The organism is Exiguobacterium sp. s125 (assembly GCF_018618605.1).
Lineage (GTDB): Bacteria > Bacillota > Bacilli > Exiguobacteriales > Exiguobacteriaceae > Exiguobacterium_A > Exiguobacterium_A oxidotolerans.
Window position 1 is genome coordinate 242,902 of record NZ_JACSMI010000003.1, and the last position, 21,026, is coordinate 263,927.

At 46.1% G+C, this 21,026-nt stretch carries 18 protein-coding genes and 1 rRNA gene; 9 read left to right on the forward strand and 10 right to left on the reverse strand.

Annotation, left to right across the window (positions count from 1 at the left end; genetic code table 11):
* Positions 1 to 264: 264 nt before the first annotated feature.
* A complete protein-coding gene (locus tag KNQ05_RS10865; RefSeq protein ID WP_012371900.1) occupies positions 265 to 453 on the reverse strand; it encodes a DUF951 domain-containing protein in 189 nt (62 codons plus the stop codon).
* A complete protein-coding gene (locus KNQ05_RS10870; RefSeq protein WP_088838299.1) occupies positions 425 to 1,357 on the reverse strand; it encodes a mechanosensitive ion channel family protein in 933 nt (310 codons plus the stop codon). Before KNQ05_RS10870 ends, KNQ05_RS10865 begins: the two co-directional genes overlap by 29 nt.
* A 186-nt stretch (positions 1,358 to 1,543) precedes the next feature.
* On the opposite strand from KNQ05_RS10870, the gene yyaC reads away from it, so the two are divergent.
* On the forward strand, positions 1,544 to 2,161 hold the full coding sequence (yyaC, locus tag KNQ05_RS10875) for a spore protease YyaC (protein WP_029332164.1): 618 nt from the start codon (positions 1,544 to 1,546) through the stop codon (positions 2,159 to 2,161).
* 67 nt (positions 2,162 to 2,228) lie between these two features.
* On the opposite strand, the gene KNQ05_RS10880 is transcribed toward yyaC, so the two are convergent.
* The 8 genes from KNQ05_RS10880 to rpmH form a co-directional block, all read right to left on the reverse strand.
* On the reverse strand, positions 2,229 to 2,993 hold the full coding sequence (locus tag KNQ05_RS10880) for a ParB/RepB/Spo0J family partition protein (protein ID WP_214805373.1): 765 nt from the start codon (positions 2,991 to 2,993) through the stop codon (positions 2,229 to 2,231).
* Positions 2,994 to 3,033: 40 nt separating this feature from the next.
* Positions 3,034 to 3,870, reverse strand: a complete 837-nt coding sequence (noc, locus tag KNQ05_RS10885; protein ID WP_088838302.1) for a nucleoid occlusion protein — start codon at positions 3,868 to 3,870, stop codon at positions 3,034 to 3,036.
* Positions 3,871 to 3,918: 48 nt separating this feature from the next.
* Positions 3,919 to 4,635 carry a 16S rRNA (guanine(527)-N(7))-methyltransferase RsmG gene (gene rsmG / locus KNQ05_RS10890; RefSeq protein WP_088838303.1) on the reverse strand — a complete coding sequence of 239 codons (717 nt, stop codon included), beginning with the start codon at positions 4,633 to 4,635 and terminating at the stop codon, positions 3,919 to 3,921.
* A gap of 4 nt (positions 4,636 to 4,639) precedes the next feature.
* Complete coding sequence (mnmG, locus tag KNQ05_RS10895; protein ID WP_088838304.1) at positions 4,640 to 6,526, reverse strand: tRNA uridine-5-carboxymethylaminomethyl(34) synthesis enzyme MnmG; 1,887 nt, start codon at positions 6,524 to 6,526, stop codon at positions 4,640 to 4,642.
* Positions 6,527 to 6,570: 44 nt separating this feature from the next.
* On the reverse strand, positions 6,571 to 7,953 hold the full coding sequence (gene mnmE, locus KNQ05_RS10900; protein WP_088838305.1) for a tRNA uridine-5-carboxymethylaminomethyl(34) synthesis GTPase MnmE: 1,383 nt from the start codon (positions 7,951 to 7,953) through the stop codon (positions 6,571 to 6,573).
* A 149-nt stretch (positions 7,954 to 8,102) separates the two neighbouring features.
* The gene (gene yidC, locus KNQ05_RS10905; protein ID WP_214766213.1) at positions 8,103 to 8,957 is read right to left on the reverse strand and encodes a membrane protein insertase YidC; all 855 of its coding nucleotides are present in this window, start codon (positions 8,955 to 8,957) and stop codon (positions 8,103 to 8,105) included.
* A 97-nt stretch (positions 8,958 to 9,054) separates the two neighbouring features.
* Positions 9,055 to 9,405 (reverse strand): ribonuclease P protein component, encoded by a 351-nt coding sequence (gene rnpA, locus KNQ05_RS10910; RefSeq protein ID WP_029332171.1) that lies wholly within the window; start codon positions 9,403 to 9,405, stop codon positions 9,055 to 9,057.
* Between the two features lie 167 nt (positions 9,406 to 9,572).
* Entirely contained in the window at positions 9,573 to 9,707 is a 135-nt protein-coding gene (gene rpmH, locus KNQ05_RS10915; protein ID WP_012371910.1) for a 50S ribosomal protein L34, read from the reverse strand.
* A gap of 730 nt (positions 9,708 to 10,437) precedes the next feature.
* Between rpmH and dnaA the strand changes: the two genes are divergently transcribed.
* The 8 genes from dnaA to KNQ05_RS10955 all read left to right on the forward strand — a co-directional run.
* On the forward strand, positions 10,438 to 11,835 hold the full coding sequence (gene dnaA / locus KNQ05_RS10920) for a chromosomal replication initiator protein DnaA (RefSeq protein WP_029332172.1): 1,398 nt from the start codon (positions 10,438 to 10,440) through the stop codon (positions 11,833 to 11,835).
* Positions 11,836 to 12,021: 186 nt separating this feature from the next.
* Entirely contained in the window at positions 12,022 to 13,155 is a 1,134-nt protein-coding gene (dnaN, locus tag KNQ05_RS10925; RefSeq protein ID WP_029332173.1) for a DNA polymerase III subunit beta, read from the forward strand.
* 141 nt (positions 13,156 to 13,296) lie between these two features.
* Positions 13,297 to 13,518, forward strand: a complete 222-nt coding sequence (gene yaaA / locus KNQ05_RS10930) for a S4 domain-containing protein YaaA (RefSeq protein ID WP_029332174.1) — start codon at positions 13,297 to 13,299, stop codon at positions 13,516 to 13,518.
* A 1-nt stretch (position 13,519) separates the two neighbouring features.
* On the forward strand, positions 13,520 to 14,674 hold the full coding sequence (gene recF / locus KNQ05_RS10935; RefSeq protein WP_029332175.1) for a DNA replication/repair protein RecF: 1,155 nt from the start codon (positions 13,520 to 13,522) through the stop codon (positions 14,672 to 14,674).
* Between the two features lie 10 nt (positions 14,675 to 14,684).
* Complete coding sequence (gene gyrB / locus KNQ05_RS10940) at positions 14,685 to 16,598, forward strand: DNA topoisomerase (ATP-hydrolyzing) subunit B (protein WP_204251446.1); 1,914 nt, start codon at positions 14,685 to 14,687, stop codon at positions 16,596 to 16,598.
* A 27-nt stretch (positions 16,599 to 16,625) separates the two neighbouring features.
* Entirely contained in the window at positions 16,626 to 19,274 is a 2,649-nt protein-coding gene (gyrA, locus tag KNQ05_RS10945; protein WP_088838308.1) for a DNA gyrase subunit A, read from the forward strand.
* A 102-nt stretch (positions 19,275 to 19,376) separates the two neighbouring features.
* Positions 19,377 to 20,423 carry an HD-GYP domain-containing protein gene (locus tag KNQ05_RS10950; protein ID WP_088838309.1) on the forward strand — a complete coding sequence of 349 codons (1,047 nt, stop codon included), beginning with the start codon at positions 19,377 to 19,379 and terminating at the stop codon, positions 20,421 to 20,423.
* Between the two features lie 540 nt (positions 20,424 to 20,963).
* Positions 20,964 to 21,026 (forward strand): 16S ribosomal RNA (locus tag KNQ05_RS10955); the annotation flags it as partial.

Consider the following 21,026-nt stretch of genomic DNA (forward strand, 5'->3'; position numbering starts at 1 on the left):
TTCGGTATTTCCTAGGAAATCCGTGCTAGCGGCCGCAGTGGGTAGATTGATTACACCACGTCAGCACATCTTTCACAATTATAGATAGTTCAATTTTTTTAAGCAAGGAGATGGGAATTCTTTTTTAAAGAGTTTGCTAATTCACCTAGCCGCTTAATCAAAACTTAGACTTCTCCTTAACCTTTTTTCCACCATTAGCGTTCTGCTTTGTAATTAAAAAAGACCGAGGCACCTATTAAGCGCTTCGGTCGTATTTGATAAAACTCATTCTGGTAAGACTTTTTTTAACCGCTTATCAAAATCGCGCCGTGGCATTAAGATGCTTGCCCCACACCCTTGACATTTGATGCGGATGTCCATGCCGACACGAATGATTTGCCACCGGTTCGTTCCGCATGGATGTTGTTTCTTCATTTCGACATAATCATGGAGATTGTACGTTTTTGGCATCATTGATTTGTTCACCATTCCCTTGATCTGTAGTGTTCATCATGACCATATGCGGGTACGGAATCTGGATTCCTTCCGCTTCGAGACCTTGTTTGAATTCTTTACGCATCAAACGTCCCGCTTGAAAATGTTGCATCGGTGGTACTTCTGCCATCATGCGGTACGCAACGCCAGAAGAATCAAGCATTTGGACACCGAGTATTTGAATCGGTTCAACGAACATATCGGCATATTTCTTCGTCGTCGCTTCCGAGATGTCGTTCAGAATCGTCTCGACCCGGTCGAGATCCTCTTCATACGGAACTTGGACATCGACTAAGGCAAAACTGTTATCGACCGAGAAGTTCGTCACTTGCAGGATTTGCCCGTTCGGAACGATATGAATCTCGCCCGTCAGACCTTTCAGCTTCGTCGTCCGAATACCAAGCTCGATGACAATCCCTTCAATCACGCCGACGCGGACATAATCACCGACTTTGAACTGTCGTTCGAAGATGATGAAGGCACCTGTGATGATATCTTGAACCAGGTTTTTCGCACCAAACGAAATGGCGAGACCGGCAATCCCTGCACTGGCGACGAGCCCTGTGATGTTGATTCCGAATTGACTGAGCACGGTCAGTAACATGACAATTCCGAGGACGTAGCGAATCGCATTTTGTAACAATTTGAGTAACGTCTCGTTTTGTCGTTGCGCTAAATAATCATGCTCGTTGATTTTTCGAATCGTAAACAAACGGGCGACTGCTCCCGTCATGATCCGTGTCAGGATATAAAATCCGGCAATGATGATTAACGCAATTGTCACCTTGAGTCCAAACCGAATCCACATTTCTGTGTCCGTCACTTGCGCAATCAACTTATCGACCTGGGCGACTGATTCTTTCACATCTTGATTGGTAGCCATTCTCTTCATCCTTTCATTTCTCTCTATTACGACAGTATACGTGATTTTAAATCAGTTTCAACTTAAAGAACCGATTTCGACGTTAGTTTTCTTGAAAAACCGGGAAAGGAAAATCATTACAGAACACCTTCACTCTCGCCAATACACCATGACGTAGACACCTAGAGAAGAAAGGATGATCTAGAGATGAACTTCCGCTTTCATTCACATGAGCCAAAGCCCTATTCTTTCTTTTTAGAGCATACAGAGCCGTTTGCGAAAGAACGATTAGCTGAACAATTACACGAGCAAGTCGCTGCGACGAAAGAAACACGTCCTGTCGTTCTCGTTTGTATCGGTTCCGATCGTTCGACGGGGGATTCCCTCGGTCCACTCGTCGGTACATTCCTCGAAAAATCCCGTCCCGCTCATATGCATGTGTATGGCACATTAGCCAAACCGGTTCATGCCTTAAATTTAGCTGAAACACTTCACTCGATTCAAACGACCCATTACAAACCACTCGTCATCGCCATCGATGCTTGTCTCGGACGCTTATCGAGCGTCGGTCATGTCTTTTTCTCGGAAGGTCCTCTCGCACCCGGAGCCGGTGTCCAAAAAGAATTGCCTGCTGTTGGCGACTTCAACATCAAAGCCGTCGTCAACGTCAGTGGATTCATGGAAATGATGATTTTGCAAAATACCCGACTCCATCTCGTCTATGAATTAGCTGAACTTGTTGCCGACAGCTTCGCCTTACTCGATGCGAAACTGGCAGCGGAAACAAAACGAACGACGATTTCCTTTACGCCCCGTTCGATCTAAACAGCACACACTACAATTAAAATAAGGACAAGCGAATCCTTACGACTCGCTTGTCCTTATTTTTTTGTCATTCTTCTTCCGGCAACAAAATCTCAAGTATCCGATTTAAATCCTCTTCGTCCATAAAATCGATTTCTAGTTTCCCTGCCTGCTTCGTCATCCTGATTCGAACACTGGCCCCGATCCGCTCCCGTAACGCGTCTTCAATAAAATGAAGTTCAGTCGTCTGTTCAGAAACATGCCGCTTTTGCTTACGTTCGCGGAGCTCTTGCTCAAGACGACGGACATTCCAATTCTCCGTGATGACGCGTTCCGCCATCCGCTCGATTTTTTGCGGGTTTTTTAAAGCGAGCAAGGCACGTGCATGCCCCATCGATAAACGTTCTTCCATGACTGCTTGTTGGACGAGTGGCGGTAACTGCAACAAGCGTAGACTGTTCGTGATGTGCGAACGGCTTTTTCCGACACGGCTCGCAAGTTCTGCTTGCGTCACCTCAAACTCTTCCAACATTTCGGCATACGCCATCGCTTCTTCAATCGCACTTAAATCAGCGCGCTGAATGTTTTCAATCAAGGCAAGCTCCATCATCCGCGTATCATTGGCCTCGATGATTAAGACGGGTACATGAACGAATCCGACTTGTTTTGCTGCCTGATACCGGCGTTCCCCGGCGACGATTTCGTAAAATCCATCACGTGGTCGAACGACGATCGGTTGAATCATCCCGTGCTGCCGTAAAGAATGTGCTAATTCTTGTAATGCTTTTTCATTAAACTGTTTGCGCGGCTGACCTGGATTCGGTCGAATCGCCCGCAGGGGTATCTCATTCACATAAATCTCTCCTAAACGTAGCGGAAGGCACGACCGCAGTTTACGGACGTGCCTTCACGATGCGAATTCGCACCTCGACATATTCTTCACAATCTACTTCTTCTTTTTCGACGGTCAATCCTGTCCGCTCAATCATGTCGACTGAATCACGTAGTGTATTCAACGCGATCCGTGTATCCCGTGCAAAACTTTTATGTCGCTTCTTCGGCTTTTTCGGTGTCAGTAGACGCTCGACACGCTGTTCCGTTTCTTTGACATTCCATTCGCGTTCCATGATTTCCGCTAAGACTGAGATTTGAAGATCTGCATCCTTTAAAGGCAACAAGGCGCGCGCGTGACGTTCCGTGATTGTCCGTTGCTTCAATGCCTCGCGAATTTCAGCTGGCAAACGCAACAGACGTAACTTGTTCGCAATCGTCGACTGACTGCGTCCTAGTTTACGTGCTAAGACTTCTTGCGTAATGTGTTGCATCGCAAGCAATCGTTCATATGCTTCTGCTTCTTCGATTGGAGTCAGTTCTTCCCGTTGTAGATTCTCAATCAATGCGAGTGCAGCTGTCGTTTCATCGGTCATTTCCTTGATAATTGCGGGAATCGTTTCCCACCCAAGTGATTGAACCGCTCGAAAACGACGCTCACCTGCGATGATTTCATAACCTAGCCCCTGTTTTCGTACTACGATTGGCTGTAGTAACCCATGTTCTTCAATCGTCATCGCCAATTCTTCAATCCGCTCCCCATCAAAAATCGTTCGGGGTTGGAATTGATTGGCAACAAGCTCTGTCAGCTTTAGCTCCTGAAGCGTGTCTCGGGGATCAAGCTCAAGCGGGACAGGCTGTCCCCCTTTACCAAGCAGTTTAGCAATTGCATTTTTCACGTTCGCGCACCTCACCTTTATCAGTCATCGTTTCACGTGAAACGGTGTTTAACTCAGTGGATCTTTAGCCGGTGTTCCCGCCTTACGCGGATATTTCCCGGGTGTTAATCGTTTTTTATCTACAATAACGATATTACGCTCACTTTCCTCACCTGGCAATTGGAACTGGAAACTTTCCCGTAAATTACCACCAAGTACTTTGAGTGCCGTTGCGCCTTCTTCTAACTCTTGCCCTAACTTCGCTGCCTTCAAGGCAACAAATTGTCCGCCGACTTTCGCGAGTGGCAAACAGTATTCTGCAAGGACTGACATGCGGGCGACGGCGCGTGCCGTCACGACATCAAAGTGTTCCCGGAACTGTTTGTTTTTACCGAACTCTTCGGCCCGACCATGATGGAACGCGACACCTTCAAGTTCAAGTTCTGTCGCGAGCATGTTCAAGAAGCCGATTCGTTTATTCAGTGAATCGATGATCGTGACTTTTAAGTGCGGGAACATGATTTTAATCGGGAGGCTCGGGAAACCGGCACCGGCTCCGACATCACAAACGGTTTCGACTTCTGTGAAATCAAAGTAGAAAGCCGCTGTGATCGAATCATAAAAGTGTTTCAAGTAAACATCTTCTTTATCCGTGATCGCCGTCAGGTTCATTTTTTCATTCCATTCGACGAGCAGTTCATAGTAGCGTTTGAACTGGTGTAATTGTTGTTCTGAGACGTCGAGACCTTGCTCGGCTAAAGCCGTTACGAATTGCTGTTCGTTCATGTTATCACTCCGCAGTCAATGCGTATTGGCCTTGCTCGATATAAATTAGCAAAATCGAGATATCTGACGGGTTAACCCCAGAAATCCGTGATGCTTGTCCAATCGAGAGCGGACGCACTTGGTTTAGTTTCTGTTTTGCTTCAATCGCGAGACCATTGATGACATCGTAATCGAGTCGATCCGGAATTCGTTTTTGTTCCATCCGCATCATACGTTCGACTTGGTCGAGTTGTTTGTCGATATAACCTGCGTACTTGACTTGGATTTCGACTTGCTCGGCCGCTTCCGCTGACAATGCGACAGGTGGCTCTGTCATGTCTGCAATCATTGCGTACGTGATTTCCGGACGTTTCAATAACGTAATTGCGTGCAACGCTTCTTTCAACGGTGAGACACCGATTGCTGTCAGTTTTTCGTTGACGTCTGGTGTCGCTTTGATGACGACTTTTTCAAGACGTTTCATTTCGCGACTGATTTCGTCTTTTTTCAGTTCGAGTTTCGCATGACGCGTGTCATTGATCAGACCGAGTTCATGCCCGATTTCAGATAAGCGAAGATCGGCATTGTCATGACGGAGTAAGAGACGGTATTCAGCACGTGACGTCAAGAGGCGATACGGTTCGTTCGTCCCTTTTGTGACGAGATCATCAATCATGACACCGATATACCCTTGCGAACGCGACAAAATCAATGGCTCTTTGCCTTGAACTTTAAGCGACGCATTGATTCCAGCCATGATGCCTTGTCCGGCAGCTTCTTCGTAGCCGCTCGTACCGTTAATTTGTCCTGCTGTGAATAACCCTTCGACCCGTTTCGTTTCAAGTGTCGGCCACAGTTGTGTCGGAATGACCGCATCGTATTCGATTGCATAACCGGGACGCATCATTTCTGATTTTTCAAGACCGGGAATCGAACGTAAGATATCATGTTGGACATCTTCCGGTAAGCTTGTTGATAACCCTTGGACATAGACTTCTTCCGTATCGCGACCTTCCGGCTCGAGGAAGATTTGGTGACGCGGTTTATCATTGAACCGGACGACTTTGTCCTCGATTGAAGGACAGTAGCGTGGGCCTGTTCCTTTAATCATGCCTGAGAACATCGGTGAACGGTGTAAGTTCGCGTCAATCAATTGGTGTGTGTACTCTGTCGTATACGTTAACCAACATGGAATCTGCTCCGTGATCATCTGAGTCGTTTCATGGCTGAACGGTAAAGCGACCGCATCCCCTGGTTGGATTTCGGTTTTTGAATAATCAATTGTTTTTCCATCGATTCGGGGTGGTGTCCCTGTTTTGAAGCGCGCGAGCTCGAACCCGAGTTCCTCGAGATGCTTCGATAGGTTGACGGACGGCATCTGATTGTTCGGACCACTCTCGTATGAGAGTTCGCCGATGATGATTTTCCCACGCATGAACGTTCCTGTCGTAATGACGACAGCATTCGCCCGGTACTCTGCTCCCGTATTCGTCACGACACCGACACAGCGTCCATCTTCAATCAATAGACGTTCGACGAGTGCTTGACGTAACAAGAGGTTCGGTTCATCCTCAAGGGCTTTTTTCATTCGATTTTGATACTCAAATTTATCTGCCTGCGCCCGGAGTGCACGGACGGCCGGACCTTTTGATGTATTGAGCATTTTCATTTGGATATAAGTCGCGTCGATCGCCCGTGCCATCTCGCCACCTAATGCATCAATTTCCCGGACGACAATCCCTTTTGCGGGACCACCAATCGACGGGTTACAGTACATGAATCCGACCATGTCGGGATTCATCGTTAACATCACCGTTTTCGAACCCATTCGCGCTGATGCGAGTGACGCTTCGATTCCAGCATGTCCGGCTCCGACGACGATGACGTCGAATTCACCTGCTTGATAAGCCATAATTTCGGTTCCTCCTTTTATGAATCAACAACCTGACAGTGCAATTATTTCCCTAAACAAAACTGGGAGAAAAGTTTGTCGAGTAGACTATCTTGCGCCGTATCCCCATTGATTTCGCCAAGCGTATCCCATGCCCGGCGTAAATCGATTTGGACCATGTCGATCGGCATCGCTGCTTCTGCCGCCCCGAGCGCATCTTCAATCATCTGACTCGCTTGTTTAATCAATTGAATATGACGTGCATTCGAGACGTACGTCATGTCTTGGCTTTCAACACCTTGTTCGAAGAAGAGGGCTGCGATTGCTGCTTCGAGGTCGTTGACGCCTGCTTCTTCAAGCAAGGATGTCGTGACGACCGGGCGTCCTGCAGCCAGTTCTTCAACACGTGTTAAGTCGATTTGTTGCGCAAGGTCACTCTTGTTGACGATGATGATCGCGTTCATATCGCGAATCGCTTCAAACAACAAAATATCTTCTTGCGTCAATTCGTCATTCCCGTTTAAGACGAGTAAAATCAAATCCGCCGAATTGAGTGCCTGGCGTGATTTTTCGACACCCATCCGTTCGACGATATCTTCCGTTTCCCGAATCCCTGCCGTATCGATCAACTTGAGCGGTACACCGCGGACATTCACATATTCCTCAATCGTATCACGGGTCGTCCCTGCGATATCCGTGACGATTGCTTTTGCTTCTTGCACCAATGTGTTGAGCAAAGATGATTTCCCGACGTTCGGTCGCCCGATGATTGCTGTCGACAGGCCTTCACGTAGAATTTTTCCTTGGCGCGCCGTCCGGAGCAGTTCCGTCAGGATGCGGCGGACTTCCCCAGCATCTTTTTGGACGATTTGTTGCGTCATTTCTTCCGCATCGTATTCCGGGTAGTCGATGTTGACTTCAATCGAAGCGATCGTCTGTAACAGCTGTTCGCGCAATTCTTGGACAAGCTTCGAGAGCCGCCCTTCGATTTGACCGATTGCAACCGTCATCGCCCGGTCCGTTTTCGCACGGATTAAGTCCATCACGGCTTCAGCTTGTGATAAGTCGATGCGCCCGTTCAAAAAGGCGCGTTTCGTGAATTCACCTGGTTCTGCTAGACGAACATCAGGTTGTGCCAGAATGAGTTCGAGTACACGATTGACCGCGACGACTCCACCATGGCAATTCAATTCGACGACATCTTCGCGCGTAAACGTCTTCGGCGCCCGCATGACACTGACCATTACTTCATCGACGACCTGCTCCGTCTCGTGGTCGACTAATTTCCCGTAATGAATCGTGTGGGTTGGTACTTCCGTTAACTGATTCGCACCTCGGTACACTCGGTTTGCCGTTGCTACTGCTTGCGGACCTGATAAGCGGACGATTGCAATCGCCCCTTCGCCCATCGGTGTCGAAATCGCGGCTATCGTATCAAATTCCATCATTCGTCATTCACACCTCGTTTTCTTCTATCGTTTCTATGATTAATTGATGAGTTAGTTATAAATGGGTATAACGTGACAACTATACACGAAAATGACTCAAAGAAAAAGAGCGACACTCTGTAAAAACGGAGTATCGCCCTCATTTGTGATTAACGTTTCTTTTTCGGCTTTTTCGGAGCAGGAGCTGCTTCGGCCGCTTCTTTTTCACGTTTTGAAGCAATCGTTGCTTCAGTCTGTAATTTGATCTTCTCACGCATCGGCTTCATGATCACGATCGTCACGATGATCGAGAAGATATAACCAACGACCCAGTAAAGTGACAAGGCAGAGGGTAACGTCACACCCATGACGAAGATCATGACCGGGAAGACGTACAACATGATTTTCATCTGCGGATTATCTTCTTGCCCTGCCATCGAGAGTTTCTGTTGCAGGTACGTAAAGACCGCTGAAAGAATCGGTAAGATAAAATATGGATCTGGCTTTCCAAGATCGAACCAAAGGAACGTATGCTTGAAAATATCCGGCGTGTAAATGATTGCGTTATAGAAGGCAATCAGGATTGGCATTTGAATTAAGATCGGTAAACAACCTGCAAGTGGATTGACGTTATGCTCCTGATAAAGCTTCATCATTTCCTGTTGCAATTTCTGTTGTGTTTCCTGATCTTTTGAACTGTATTTCTCACGCAGTTTCATCATTTCTGGCTGGATGACTTGCATACCACCCATACTCTTCGTCTGTTTAATCATCAACGGTAAGATGACAAGACGAACAATCAATGTCGTAATCACGATTGCAATCCCGTAATCCCCGTTAAAGTATTCTGCAATTTTTCCAATCAACCAAGCCATCGGCCAAACAAAATAATGTTTCCAGAAACCTTCTGTGTCAGCAGTAATCGGTTCACCTGTTCCGTATGTTCCAGGTGTACAACCCGATAGAACAACCGCGAGTACTGACATCAGTCCAAGTGTCAACCAAATCTTAGTTCTCTTGTTCATAATTCCTCCTAATGATGTTTACCCTTTGTCGGTCAGACTCCTTCTATAGATAGAATCAGGAAAGACCGTTACAAATCAAACAGAATATATTACGTATTTATTTAACTTGCCGCTTCCAGACGCCGGAACGCTTTAATACATGCCGCAAACTATCTGCGACTTCTTGCGCAGTCATCTTCGCAGCTGGATTGCGGGCGATGATTACAAGATCATAATCTGGTGCAATCGAAGCTTCATGTAACAAAAATGCTTCACGAAGGTACCGTTTTACCTGATTACGTACGACAGCATTTCCGATTTTCTTACTCACTGATAAACCAATCCGAAAATGAGCTTGCTGGTCTTTTTTTAGTGCGTATACGACAAATTGCCGATTGGCGACAGAGGCTCCTCGAGTAAACACCGCTTGGAACTCCTTGTCTTTCTTGACGCGGTATTCCTTCTTCACCTTGATCACACTCCATCCTGACATCACGAAAATTCGTCGTCTTTCATCATATCATAGAATAATCCTGCTTCGCGAGAGGGGGTTGTGACAAAAGCACGAACACCCTTAAAAAAAGCAAAAAAAAGATCACCTCAGGCATCGCCAGAAGTGATCTCATCATCGCTCGATTATACAGTCAAGGCTTTGCGGCCTTTAAGACGGCGAGCAGCCAAGATCCGGCGGCCACTCTTCGTTGCCATGCGCGCACGGAATCCGTGAACTTTTTTGCGCTTACGGTTGTTTGGGTTGAAAGTTGGTTTCATTTTAGTCTGCACCTCCTTTAAAAATTACTCTATTAAAAAACATCGTTTTCTACTTTAAGGCAGTCTTGTACATTATATAAATCAAAAGGGACCTTGTCAATGAAAGTTCGTAAGAATTATCTCGTTCGATTCTATACGATTCGTTACGATAGAAATCTGGATGAGGGTTCGTATTACAAGATAGGAATCCGATCTGCATGAACAATAGGAAATTCCCCAAATTAAAACTATCCACAGACTTATCCACACTATCCACACTTTCCGTGGATAACTCTTCACTTTGTCTACAATAGTATTTTTTAAAATCAACGTCAAGGTTTGATTTTCGACTCGATTCTCCAACTATTTTTGATTTTGTGTATAACTATTTTTTTACGCTTCCTCTTTCAAAAAGTTATACACACGTTATCCACACCTTATCCACACTATCCACAGCCTGTGGGTAACTACCTGTGTATATCTTTATTTACTTGTGGATAAATCACTCTAGGCATTGCCAGGGCTCATTTCATTTGATACACTAATTGTGCATAACAACGACACGAACCAAATTGAATTTTCAAGTTATACACACCCTGTGGATAACTTTATACACAGTTTTACTTGTCTGTGGATAACGTTATCCACAGTTTTTATGTTGTGGGGATAAGTCGAGTTTCTTCATTAACTTTGTCCTGTGCATAAACCTGTGTATAGTTTTTTATATCATGATAGAAAAAGGGGGGTATTTATGAAAAACGCTGCCGAACTTTGGCATAATGTATTGTCTGTGATCGAGGAAGAAGAACGGACACCTAAGGCAAGTTATGACATGTGGTTAAAATCCACTGAAGGCGTCACGCTGAATGGAACGACACTGATCATCTCAGCACCAGCTGCATTTACCGTTACTTGGCTGGAACGTCAATACTTATCGTTACTCGAAGATACGGTTGAAGAAGTGACAGGGAGTCGACTTGATATTCAATTTATCGAGGAAGGCCAAGCAAAGAAGATGCTCGATCGTCAAAATGAGGAAGCGTCTGAGACGGTACCACCGTCTAAAACATCAAATCGTGCACAATCGTCACGAAAACCGACCGATGAGCTGGTCATGAGTGAACTCGGTCAATTGAATACAAAATACACGTTCGATACGTTTGTCATTGGATCAGGTAACCGTTTTGCCCATGCCGCTTCCTTGGCTGTAGCAGAAGCACCTGCGAAAGCCTATAATCCTTTATTCATCTATGGAGGAGTCGGACTTGGTAAAACCCATTTGATGCACGCGATTGGCCAGTACGTCCAAGATCAAAACCTTGGGACGCGGATCGCCTATGTCTCCTCGGAACGTTTTACAAATGACTTCATTAACTCGATTCGGGACAATAAAACCGTTGAGTTTCGGAACAAATACCGGAATATCGATGTTCTATTAATAGATGACATTCAATTTCTCGCAGGAAAAGAGCAGACGCAAGAGGAGTTTTTCCACACATTCAATGCCCTGCACAATGATCAAAAACAAATCATCATCTCGAGTGATCGACCACCAAAAGAAATTCCGACACTTGAAGATCGGCTTCGCTCTAGGTTCGAGTGGGGATTGATAACAGACATCACACCTCCTGACCTTGAGACACGGATTGCGATTTTGCGAAAAAAAGCCAATGCCGAGCAACTTGATGTTTCTAATGAAGTCATGCTCTATATCGCGAGTCAAATCGACACGAACATCCGCGAGCTCGAAGGGGCACTGACGCGTGTCATCGCTTATGCGAACCTGGTCGGACGGACGATTGATCCGAATGTTGCGGCAGAAGCGCTGCATAACATCATGCCGGTCACGGAGCCGCGAAAAGTCACGATTCGCGATATCCAGGAGTCCGTCAGTAAACACTTCAACTTACCGTTTGACGACTTAAAGGCTAAAAAACGAACAAAATCGATTGCCTTTCCCCGCCAGATCGCGATGTACCTCTCGCGAGAGATGACGGAAAGCTCTTTACCGAAGATTGGTGAGGAATTTGGTGGACGGGATCACACGACAGTCATCCATGCACATGAGAAAATCAGTATGCTCGTTAAATCGGATGGAGAAACAGGAAAAGTCATCGAACAAATTAAACATGAATTGAAACATTCCTGAACCTGTGGATAAGCTGTGGATAAAAGAGGCTAGTTATCCACAAGTTATCCACACGCAGTTTGGCTCTATACCAAGTTATCCACCGACTTATCCACACTATCCACAGCCCCTAATACTATTATTAAAAAAATATATTATTATGTTATGATGATGTAACGCCCATTTTGAGAGGAGCTTAACGACAATATGCATATTACAATTCAACGCGATACTTTAATCCAAGCCATCCAGGACGTAGCGAAAGCTGTCTCATCAAGAACGACGATTCCAATCTTAACGGGAATCAAACTTGAAGCGCATGGTGACGGAATGACGTTAACAGGAAGCGATACCGAGATTTCAATTGAACGGACAATCTATGCGGAAGAGAATGGTACTTCTTATGTAACCGTCCACCGCGCCGGTAGTGTCGTCCTCAATGCCCGTTTCTTTGGTGATATCGTTAAAAAGTTACCAACAGACGAAGTCATCATCGAAGTCTCTCCAAACTTCATGACACGGATTCAATCCGGGACAGCTGAATTTCATCTGAACGGTCTTGATTCAGACGAGTTTCCGCGTCTTCCACAAGTCGATGGGGGGCAACAGTTCCGTTTACCCGCAGATCTATTACGTTCAATGATCCGTCAGACGAGTTTTGCCGTCGCGGTTCAAGAAACACGTCCTGTTTTGACAGGGGTTAACTTCTCAGCAGATAAAGGCATTTTGACATGCGTATCGACGGATAGTCATCGCCTTGCACTACGCCGGGCACAGTTTGAGACAGAGAACGAGATTTCGTTCCAAAATGTCATCGTGCCGGGTAAGAGCTTAAACGAATTATCGAAACTGTTAGGTGATGGTCATGTCGATGTCACGATCACGAACCAGCAAATCCTCTTCAAAATGAAACATGTCCTATTCTTCTCTCGCTTACTCGACGGGAACTATCCGGATACGTCGCGTTTAATTCCGGAAGAGTACCGGACGGCTGTCCGTATGAATGCAAAGGAATTGCTTCAGGCAATCGACCGGGCATCACTTCTTGCACGTGAAGACCGCAACAACGTCATCAAGTTCGCAGCAGAAGGTACGACAGCTGTCGAAATTTCATCGCACTCACCAGAAGTTGGGAAAGTTTCGGAACAAGTGAGCATCTTGTCGCTTGAAGGCGAAGAGCTGAAGATTTCTTTCAACTCGAAATACATGATGGATGCCTTAAAAGCACTTGATGCGACGGATATTGAAATTCAATTCACGGGATCGATTCGACCATTCATTCTCCATCCGGTCGACCAAGATAACGTCTTGCAATTGATTTTACCTGTCCGTACGGCTTGATTCCCTCCCCGAGAAACCGACTTGGTTTCTTGGGTTTTTTTTGTAATCCGTATATATGTTCGTTCATTTTGCTAAATCACGAGTTTTTTAGTACAATAAAGAGTATGTCATTTATAATATGTAGGTAGGAGGAGTCAATCCATGAATCAAATCAAAATCACGTCGGAATATGTCACATTAGGTCAGTTCTTGAAGCTGTCTGATATTATCTCGAGCGGAGGACAAGCAAAACCATTTCTAGCGGAGGTACCTATTCTCGTCAACGGTGAGGTCGATCAGCGACGTGGTCGTAAGTTGCGGGATGGAGATGTTATTGACGTAGAAGACTACGGTCAATTCGTCATCAAGAACGAGGCGAACTAACGTGCGACTAGATTCGGTACGACTCAGTCATTATCGCAACTATGAGTCGCTGGAATTGTTCTTTTCTGAAAAGACGAACGTCTTAATCGGGGAAAATGCTCAAGGCAAGACGAACTTGCTCGAAGCGATCCACGTATTGGCGCTCGCGAAATCGCACCGGACGACACACGATAAGGAACTGATCCAGTGGGATGCGGAAGCAGCGCGCGTCGAAGGACGTGTCATGAAGCGGATGGGTCCCCATTCGCAGGAAATCCAGATTTCGAGTCGTGGGAAGAAGGCGAAGCTCAATCATCTCGAACAGCGGCGCCTCAGTGATTATATCGGGGCGCTCAATATCGTGTTGTTCGCACCAGAGGATTTGCACATCGTCAAAGGCAGTCCACAAGTACGGCGTCGCTTTTTAGATATGGAGATTGGTCAAGTCAGTCCGGTCTACCTGCATGAATTAAGTCAATACCTGAAAGTGTTGAAACAACGAAATGCGTTGTTAAAGCAGTTGTCAATTAAAGGGGGGGACGAGACGTTCCTCGACATTTTGACGGAACAGATGATTACGCTTGCCGTTAAAATCGTTCAACGCCGTCATCATTTCATTGCCCAGCTCGAAAAGTGGGCGCGACCGATTCATGATGGAATCAGTCGTGGACAGGAAGAACTCGTTCTACGCTATCGATCCGATACATTTAGTGATGATTCGCTGGATGTCGAAGGAATGACTGCTTCTTATACGCAGAAGTTTGGTAAAATAAAAGAAAATGAAATTAGACGAGGCGTGACGTTATTTGGTCCACACCGTGATGACTTCGAAATGGAGGTCAATGGACGAAATGTCCAGACATACGGTTCACAAGGACAGCAACGGACGGCTGCGCTCTCGTTGAAGCTAGCAGAGATTGAGTTGATTCATGAGGAGGTCGGGGAATACCCGCTACTTCTTCTAGACGATGTGTTATCGGAACTCGATGATCATCGTCAAACCCATTTACTCGATACGATGCAACAAAAGGTTCAGACGATCCTGACGACGACGAGTGTCGAGGGAATCGCACATGAAACGATTAGACAAGCGAAGTTGTTCCACGTGAAACAAGGAGCAGTTATTTTGGAAGAGACATCCTATAAAGAAACAGTAGGTGAGAAAACCGATGAGTAATCATGAAGATATGGAATTGGAACAAGGGTACGGTGCCGATCAGATTCAGGTACTTGAAGGTCTTGAAGCCGTTCGAAAACGTCCAGGTATGTATATTGGATCAACCGCGTCGAAAGGGCTCCACCATTTAGTTTGGGAAATCGTCGATAACTCGATTGATGAAGCACTGGCTGGATACTGTGACACGATTAAAGTCACGATTGAACCAGGGAACTCGATTCTAGTTGAGGATAACGGTCGGGGGATTCCGATTGATATTCAAGAAAAAATGGGACGTCCTGCAGTCGAAGTCATTTTAACGGTCCTCCATGCCGGCGGTAAGTTTGGTGGCGGAGGCTACAAAGTATCAGGTGGTCTTCACGGTGTCGGGGCTTCGGTCGTCAATGCGTTGTCGACGAAGCTTGAAGTATTCGTTAAGCGGAACGAGAAGCTCTATTATCAATCGTATCATCGTGGTGTTCCAACACAAGATCTCGAAATCATCGGGACTTCAGAAGAGACAGGGACAATGATTCGTTTCTTCCCGGACAGTGAAATCTTCCAGGAAACACTCGAATACGATTACGATTTACTTGCGACACGTTTACGTGAACTCGCTTTCTTGAATAAAGGTCTGAACATCGTCATTACGGACGATCGTGCAGAAGAACCGATTACGCGGCACTTCCATTACGAAGGTGGAATCAAGTCGTACGTTGAACACTTGAACCGCTCGAAAGAAGTTGTTCACCCGGAACCGGTCTACGTCCACGGAACGAAGGATGGCATCGAAGTCGAAGTTGCGCTTCAATACAACGATGGCTTTGCAGCCAACATCTATTCGTTTACGAACAACATTCCGACGCATGAAGGTGGTACGCATGAAACGGGCTTTAAGACGGCGTTGACGCGTGTCATCAATGACTATGCGAAGAAGTTCGGTTTGATGAAAGAAGCAGACGGTACGTTGTCTGGGGAAGACGTCCGTGAAGGAATGACGGCAATCGTCTCGATCAAACACCCGAACCCCCAATTCGAAGGACAAACGAAAACGAAGCTCGGTAACTCGGATGCTCGAACAGCGACCGATACGTTATTCTCTTCCATCTTTGAACAGTTCATGATGGAAAACCCGTCGAATGCTCGTGCAATCGTCGAAAAAGGAATGATGGCCTCGCGTGCCCGGATGGCAGCGAAACGCGCGCGTGAATTGACACGTCGTAAAGGTGTCCTTGAAGTAAGTTCACTTCCTGGTAAATTGGCCGACTGTTCGTCGCGGGATGCAACGATTTCAGAAATTTACATCGTTGAGGGTGACTCAGCGGGTGGTTCTGCGAAATCAGGTCGTGACCGTCACTTCCAAGCGATTTTACCGATCCGTGGTAAAATTTTGAACGTTGAAAAAGCCCGTCTCGATAAAATTCTCGGCAGTAACGAGATCCGGACGATCATTACCGCACTCGGAACGAGTATCGGTTCAGAATTCAACATCGAAAAAGCACGGTATCATAAAGTCATCATCATGACCGATGCCGACGTCGATGGTGCCCACATCCGGACACTCCTGTTGACGTTCTTCTACCGTTATATGCGTCCGCTCGTCGAGCATGGTTATGTCTATATCGCACAACCGCCGCTATACGGAATCAAGCAAGGGAAAAACATCACGTATGTGCATAACGAACGTGAGCTGAACGAGGCCTTAGCCGCACTTCCAGAAAACGCGCGTTACGACATTCAGCGTTATAAAGGTCTCGGTGAGATGGATCCAGAGCAACTTTGGGAAACGACGATGGATCCGAGTGGTCGTCAAATGCTTCGGGTTGAACTTCAAGATGCCATCGAAGCGGATGAAGTATTCGATATCTTGATGGGAGATCAGGTAGAACCACGTCGTGACTTTATCCAGTCGCACGCGCATTACGTGAAGAACTTGGATATTTAACGTTGAATAGAGAGGGTGGCCAGACGAATGTCCGATCAACAAGGAATCATTAAAGATATAAATATTAGTCAAGAAATGCGTACATCCTTCATGGATTACGCGATGAGCGTCATCGTCGCACGTGCACTTCCTGACGTACGTGACGGTCTGAAGCCAGGACATCGTCGTATTCTTTATGCGATGAACGATCTCGGTATCCGCGCAGATAAGCCACATAAAAAATCTGCCCGTATCGTCGGTGAAGTTATCGGTAAGTACCACCCACACGGTGATTCTGCTGTTTACGACACGATGGTTCGGATGGCACAGGACTTCAGCTACCGGTATGAGCTTGTGGATGGACACGGAAACTTCGGTTCTGTCGACGGTGATTCTGCCGCTGCGATGCGATATACGGAAGCCCGTATGTCAAAAATCGCGATGGAAATCGTTCGCGATATCAATAAAAATACCGTTGATTTCAAAGATAACTATGATGGATCAGAGCGCGAACCAGAAGTCTTACCGTCGCGTTTTCCAAACTTGCTCGTCAATGGATCAAGCGGGATCGCGGTCGGGATGGCAACAAACATTCCGCCGCACCAATTAGGTGAAGTCATCGATGGCGTACTTGCGCTAACGCATAACCCGGAGATTACGATTTCCGAGTTGATGCAACACATTCCAGGTCCTGATTTCCCGACAGCCGGTGAAATCTTAGGTCGGAGCGGGATTCGCCGTGCCTATGAAACGGGACGTGGGTCAATCATCGTTCGTGCAAAAGCAGAAATCGAACAAGCTAAAAAAGACCGCGAACGGATCATCGTGACGGAACTGCCATATCAAGTAAACAAGGCGCGTCTCGTAGAAAAAATCGCCGATCTCGTCCGTGAGAAGAAAATTGAAGGCATTACGGACTTACGTGACGAATCCGATCGTCGTGGTATGCGGATCGTCATGGAAATTCGTCGTGATGCGAACGCAAGTGTCATCCTAAATAACTTATATAAACAGACATCGATGCAAACGACGTTTGGTGTCAACATGCTTGCGATCGTGGGTGGTCGTCCGAAAACGCTGACACTCAAAGAGATGCTCTATCATTACCTCGAGCACCAAAAAGAAATCGTCCGTCGCCGGACACAGTTCGACCTTGAGAAGGCGGAAGCACGGGAACATCTTCTTGCGGGTCTTCGCATCGCACTCGATCACTTGGATGAAGTCATCAAAATCATCCGAGCGAACCGAACGGCTGATGCGGCACGCGAACAGTTGATGGATCGGTTTGCTTTGTCTGAGAAACAATCGCAAGCGATTCTTGATATGCGTCTTCAACGTCTAACAGGACTCGAACGTGAGAAAATCGATGCTGAATATGATGAAATCATGCAGCTGATCACGGAACTCAAAAAAATTCTCGAAAGCGATGAAGAATTGCTTGAATTGATTCGGACGGAACTCGAAGAAGTGAAAGAACGCTTCAACGACAAACGCCGGACTGAAATTCGGATGGACCACATCGAATTCGAAGATGAAGATTTGATTCCTGAAAAAGATATCATCATCACATTGACGAGCAGTGGATACATTAAACGTCTCACGACGGATTCGTATCGTGCACAACGTCGTGGTGGTCGTGGTGTCCAAGGAATCGGTACGAATGATGCGGATTATGTAACACGTCTCTTATCGTGTTCGACGCATGATACGATCCTGTTCTTTACAAACCGCGGGAAAGTCTACCGCATCCGTGGGTATGAAGTACCTGAGATGAGCCGGACTTCAAAAGGTGTGCCGATCATCAACCTGATTCAGATTGAACGCGGTGAAAAGGTCGAGACGATGATTCCAGTTAACTTTAAACGATACCTGGAAGAGCAAAATGTCGTCGAAGAATCCATCATCGAAGCGACAATCGAATCGGATGACGACGTAGCACCGGAAGAAGAAGCGGAAGAGATACTTGATGCAGAAGAAGTCATGCAGGATGAGCAAAAATCATTAATCTTCATGACACGTAAAGGACGCGTTAAACGTTCGCCACTCTCTGCTTATGCCCGGATTAATAAAAACGGTCTGATTGCGATTCGTCTGTTCGAAGACGACGAATTGACATCTGTCCGTCTCGCATCGACAGACGATGAAGTCTTTACCGTTTCAAACCGTGGTAAGGCGATTCGTTTCCCGATCACAAACGTTCGTTCAATGGGACGTGGTGCGCGTGGTGTCAAAGCGATGAAACTAGCAGAAGAAGATATCGTCATCGGCATGGAGCTTGCGCGTGACGAACAAGATGTCCTCGTCATCACGGAAAAAGGATTCGGGAAGCGGACACCAATGACTGAGTTCCGAAGCCAGACGCGTGGTGGTAAAGGATTGATTGCAAGTAAAGTGAACGACCGGATTGGTCAAATCGCTGCCCTACGGATTGTTGACGTCGATGACGACATCATGATCATGACAGAAGGCGGAATCGTCATTCGGACCGATTCACAAAATATTTCACGTGTCGGACGTAACACACAAGGTGTCAAAGTCATCCGGATTGAAGAAGGTGACCGTGTCGCTACCGTCGCGAAACTGAAAAAAGAAGAAAACGAAGAAGCGATCGTTGATGAGCTGTCGACTGTCGTGGATGAAGAAAACGTTTCTCCGGTTGTTGAAGCAGAAACAGTAATCGAAGAAACAGAAGAATAACATCAGTATGGAATAAAGAGGTACAGCAGAGTCGGACGGTAGATGTCCCTACTCTGCTGTTTTTCTACAAATAAAACTGATGAGAGAAAGGGACGAGGTAAGATGCGTATCGCAAGCGAGCGACTCATCATCGGCGACCGGGTAACGGAGTCAGTCTTTTTACATACCGATATACCGATTGTCGAAGCTGGAAAAAAACTAGGGACAGACGAACTAAGACGCCTGAAACGGTTTTTGATTAAGGAAATCGATATTGAGGAACGACCAGAAGGTCTAGTCGAAGAAAGTCAACAAGAGATGGTTCGTCTTCAAGAAGTAAGCGAAAATCCATTCGAAGAACTTGTTGATTCCTATAATCAAGTCTTCACCTCATGGGAACAAGGTTTCACCCCGAATACATATGAAGCTTTGAAATGGGTTAAAAACTCGATGCCAGACACAGTTCGTCGGGAAGACATTTTACCGTTTTTCCTTGAACGGGGAACGGAAGCATATACAGTTCGCCATGCGGTTTATCGAGGGGCACTCGCTCAGCTGTTAGCGGAAGCAGTCAGAAAAGAACGAAAGATGATTCAAGACTTATGGACAGCCTCTTACTTTGCAGACTATGGACTCGCACGCATCATGGAGTGGCGACATACAAAACGATATGAAGCAATGCAACAAGAGATTTTCCATCGACATCCGGCGATGGCTTATCAAGCCTTACAAAACGATACGGTCATTTCAGATACGGTCAAACGTTTAATCGTCCAACACCATGAACGTCTAGACGGATCCGGTTACCCATTAAAAGCCACGGGTGATAAAATCATGGATCATACACGTCTTTTCATCGTAGCAGATGTTTTTGCGGCAATGACAAGCTGGCGTCCATACCGAGAGGCTTATACGGCATACGATGCATACGTTCACCTAAAAGCGCGGCCGATGCAGTACGATTCGAAGTACGTTACATTACTCGGACAACTTCTATTGCCGATTGGAATCGGAGATCGTGTTTTGATGAGTAATGGAAAAATTGCAACTGTCGTGCGGAAGAATGTCATCTTTGATCGTCCTGTCATCGTCTATGATGAGCAGAACCAGCAAGTCGTGAAAGACTTAATGGAAGACCGGCAGTTGAACATTATGCAGCTGATGGATTAAAGCAGACTTACTATATAGAAGAAACGCGTAGTTTAATCAGTCTGTAGATCAACTTTTATGAAGAGGGAAACATTTAGGTGGATCTGCTAGGAATAGGTTAGTTTTCTGTTTGAGCCGTATGTGACAGGTGTCCTAAAAAAGGTGAATGCTAAAAGTCGAAAGGTACGGCTCAAAAACAGGAAGACGTGGCAAAAGCCACTTATACCAACAAAAAATGAAAGTCTAGTCAAAAGTTATAAAACAATTTTTTATGAAATTAAAATTAATTATCAAAAATGCTTGCACAATAATAAATCGCATGGTATATTATTTCATGTCCTAAAGAGGACGCACGCTTGAAACGAACGAAAAAACTTCTTTTAAAAAGTTGTTGACTTATCGTTCCAGACTTGGTATTCTAATTGAGTCGCCAAAACAGGCGCGGACGAACTTTGAAAACTGAACGATGAGGCAAAAAACGTATCTTCGGATACAAACAATGAATGAAGCGCAAGCTTCGTCAACGTGACTTTTAGTCACAAAAACGAGCAAGTCAAACACTTTATGGAGAGTTTGATCCTGGCTCAGGACGAACGCTGGCGGCGTGCCTAATACATGCAAGTC

Bases quoted from the DNA above. Each gene is read 5' to 3' on its own strand.
- KNQ05_RS10865 (WP_012371900.1), bottom strand. From the start codon at position 453: ATGATGCCAAAAACGTACAATCTCCATGATTATGTCGAAATGAAGAAA.
- KNQ05_RS10870 (WP_088838299.1), bottom strand. From the start codon at position 1,357: ATGGCTACCAATCAAGATGTGAAAGAATCAGTCGCCCAGGTCGATAAG.
- yyaC (WP_029332164.1), top strand. From the start codon at position 1,544: ATGAACTTCCGCTTTCATTCACATGAGCCAAAGCCCTATTCTTTCTTT.
- rsmG (WP_088838303.1), bottom strand. From the start codon at position 4,635: ATGAACGAACAGCAATTCGTAACGGCTTTAGCCGAGCAAGGTCTCGAC.
- mnmG (WP_088838304.1), bottom strand. From the start codon at position 6,526: ATGGCTTATCAAGCAGGTGAATTCGACGTCATCGTCGTCGGAGCCGGA.
- mnmE (WP_088838305.1), bottom strand. From the start codon at position 7,953: ATGATGGAATTTGATACGATAGCCGCGATTTCGACACCGATGGGCGAA.
- yidC (WP_214766213.1), bottom strand. From the start codon at position 8,957: ATGAACAAGAGAACTAAGATTTGGTTGACACTTGGACTGATGTCAGTA.
- rpmH (WP_012371910.1), bottom strand. From the start codon at position 9,707: ATGAAACCAACTTTCAACCCAAACAACCGTAAGCGCAAAAAAGTTCAC.
- dnaA (WP_029332172.1), top strand. From the start codon at position 10,438: ATGAAAAACGCTGCCGAACTTTGGCATAATGTATTGTCTGTGATCGAG.
- dnaN (WP_029332173.1), top strand. From the start codon at position 12,022: ATGCATATTACAATTCAACGCGATACTTTAATCCAAGCCATCCAGGAC.
- yaaA (WP_029332174.1), top strand. From the start codon at position 13,297: ATGAATCAAATCAAAATCACGTCGGAATATGTCACATTAGGTCAGTTC.
- gyrB (WP_204251446.1), top strand. From the start codon at position 14,685: ATGGAATTGGAACAAGGGTACGGTGCCGATCAGATTCAGGTACTTGAA.
- gyrA (WP_088838308.1), top strand. From the start codon at position 16,626: ATGTCCGATCAACAAGGAATCATTAAAGATATAAATATTAGTCAAGAA.
- KNQ05_RS10950 (WP_088838309.1), top strand. From the start codon at position 19,377: ATGCGTATCGCAAGCGAGCGACTCATCATCGGCGACCGGGTAACGGAG.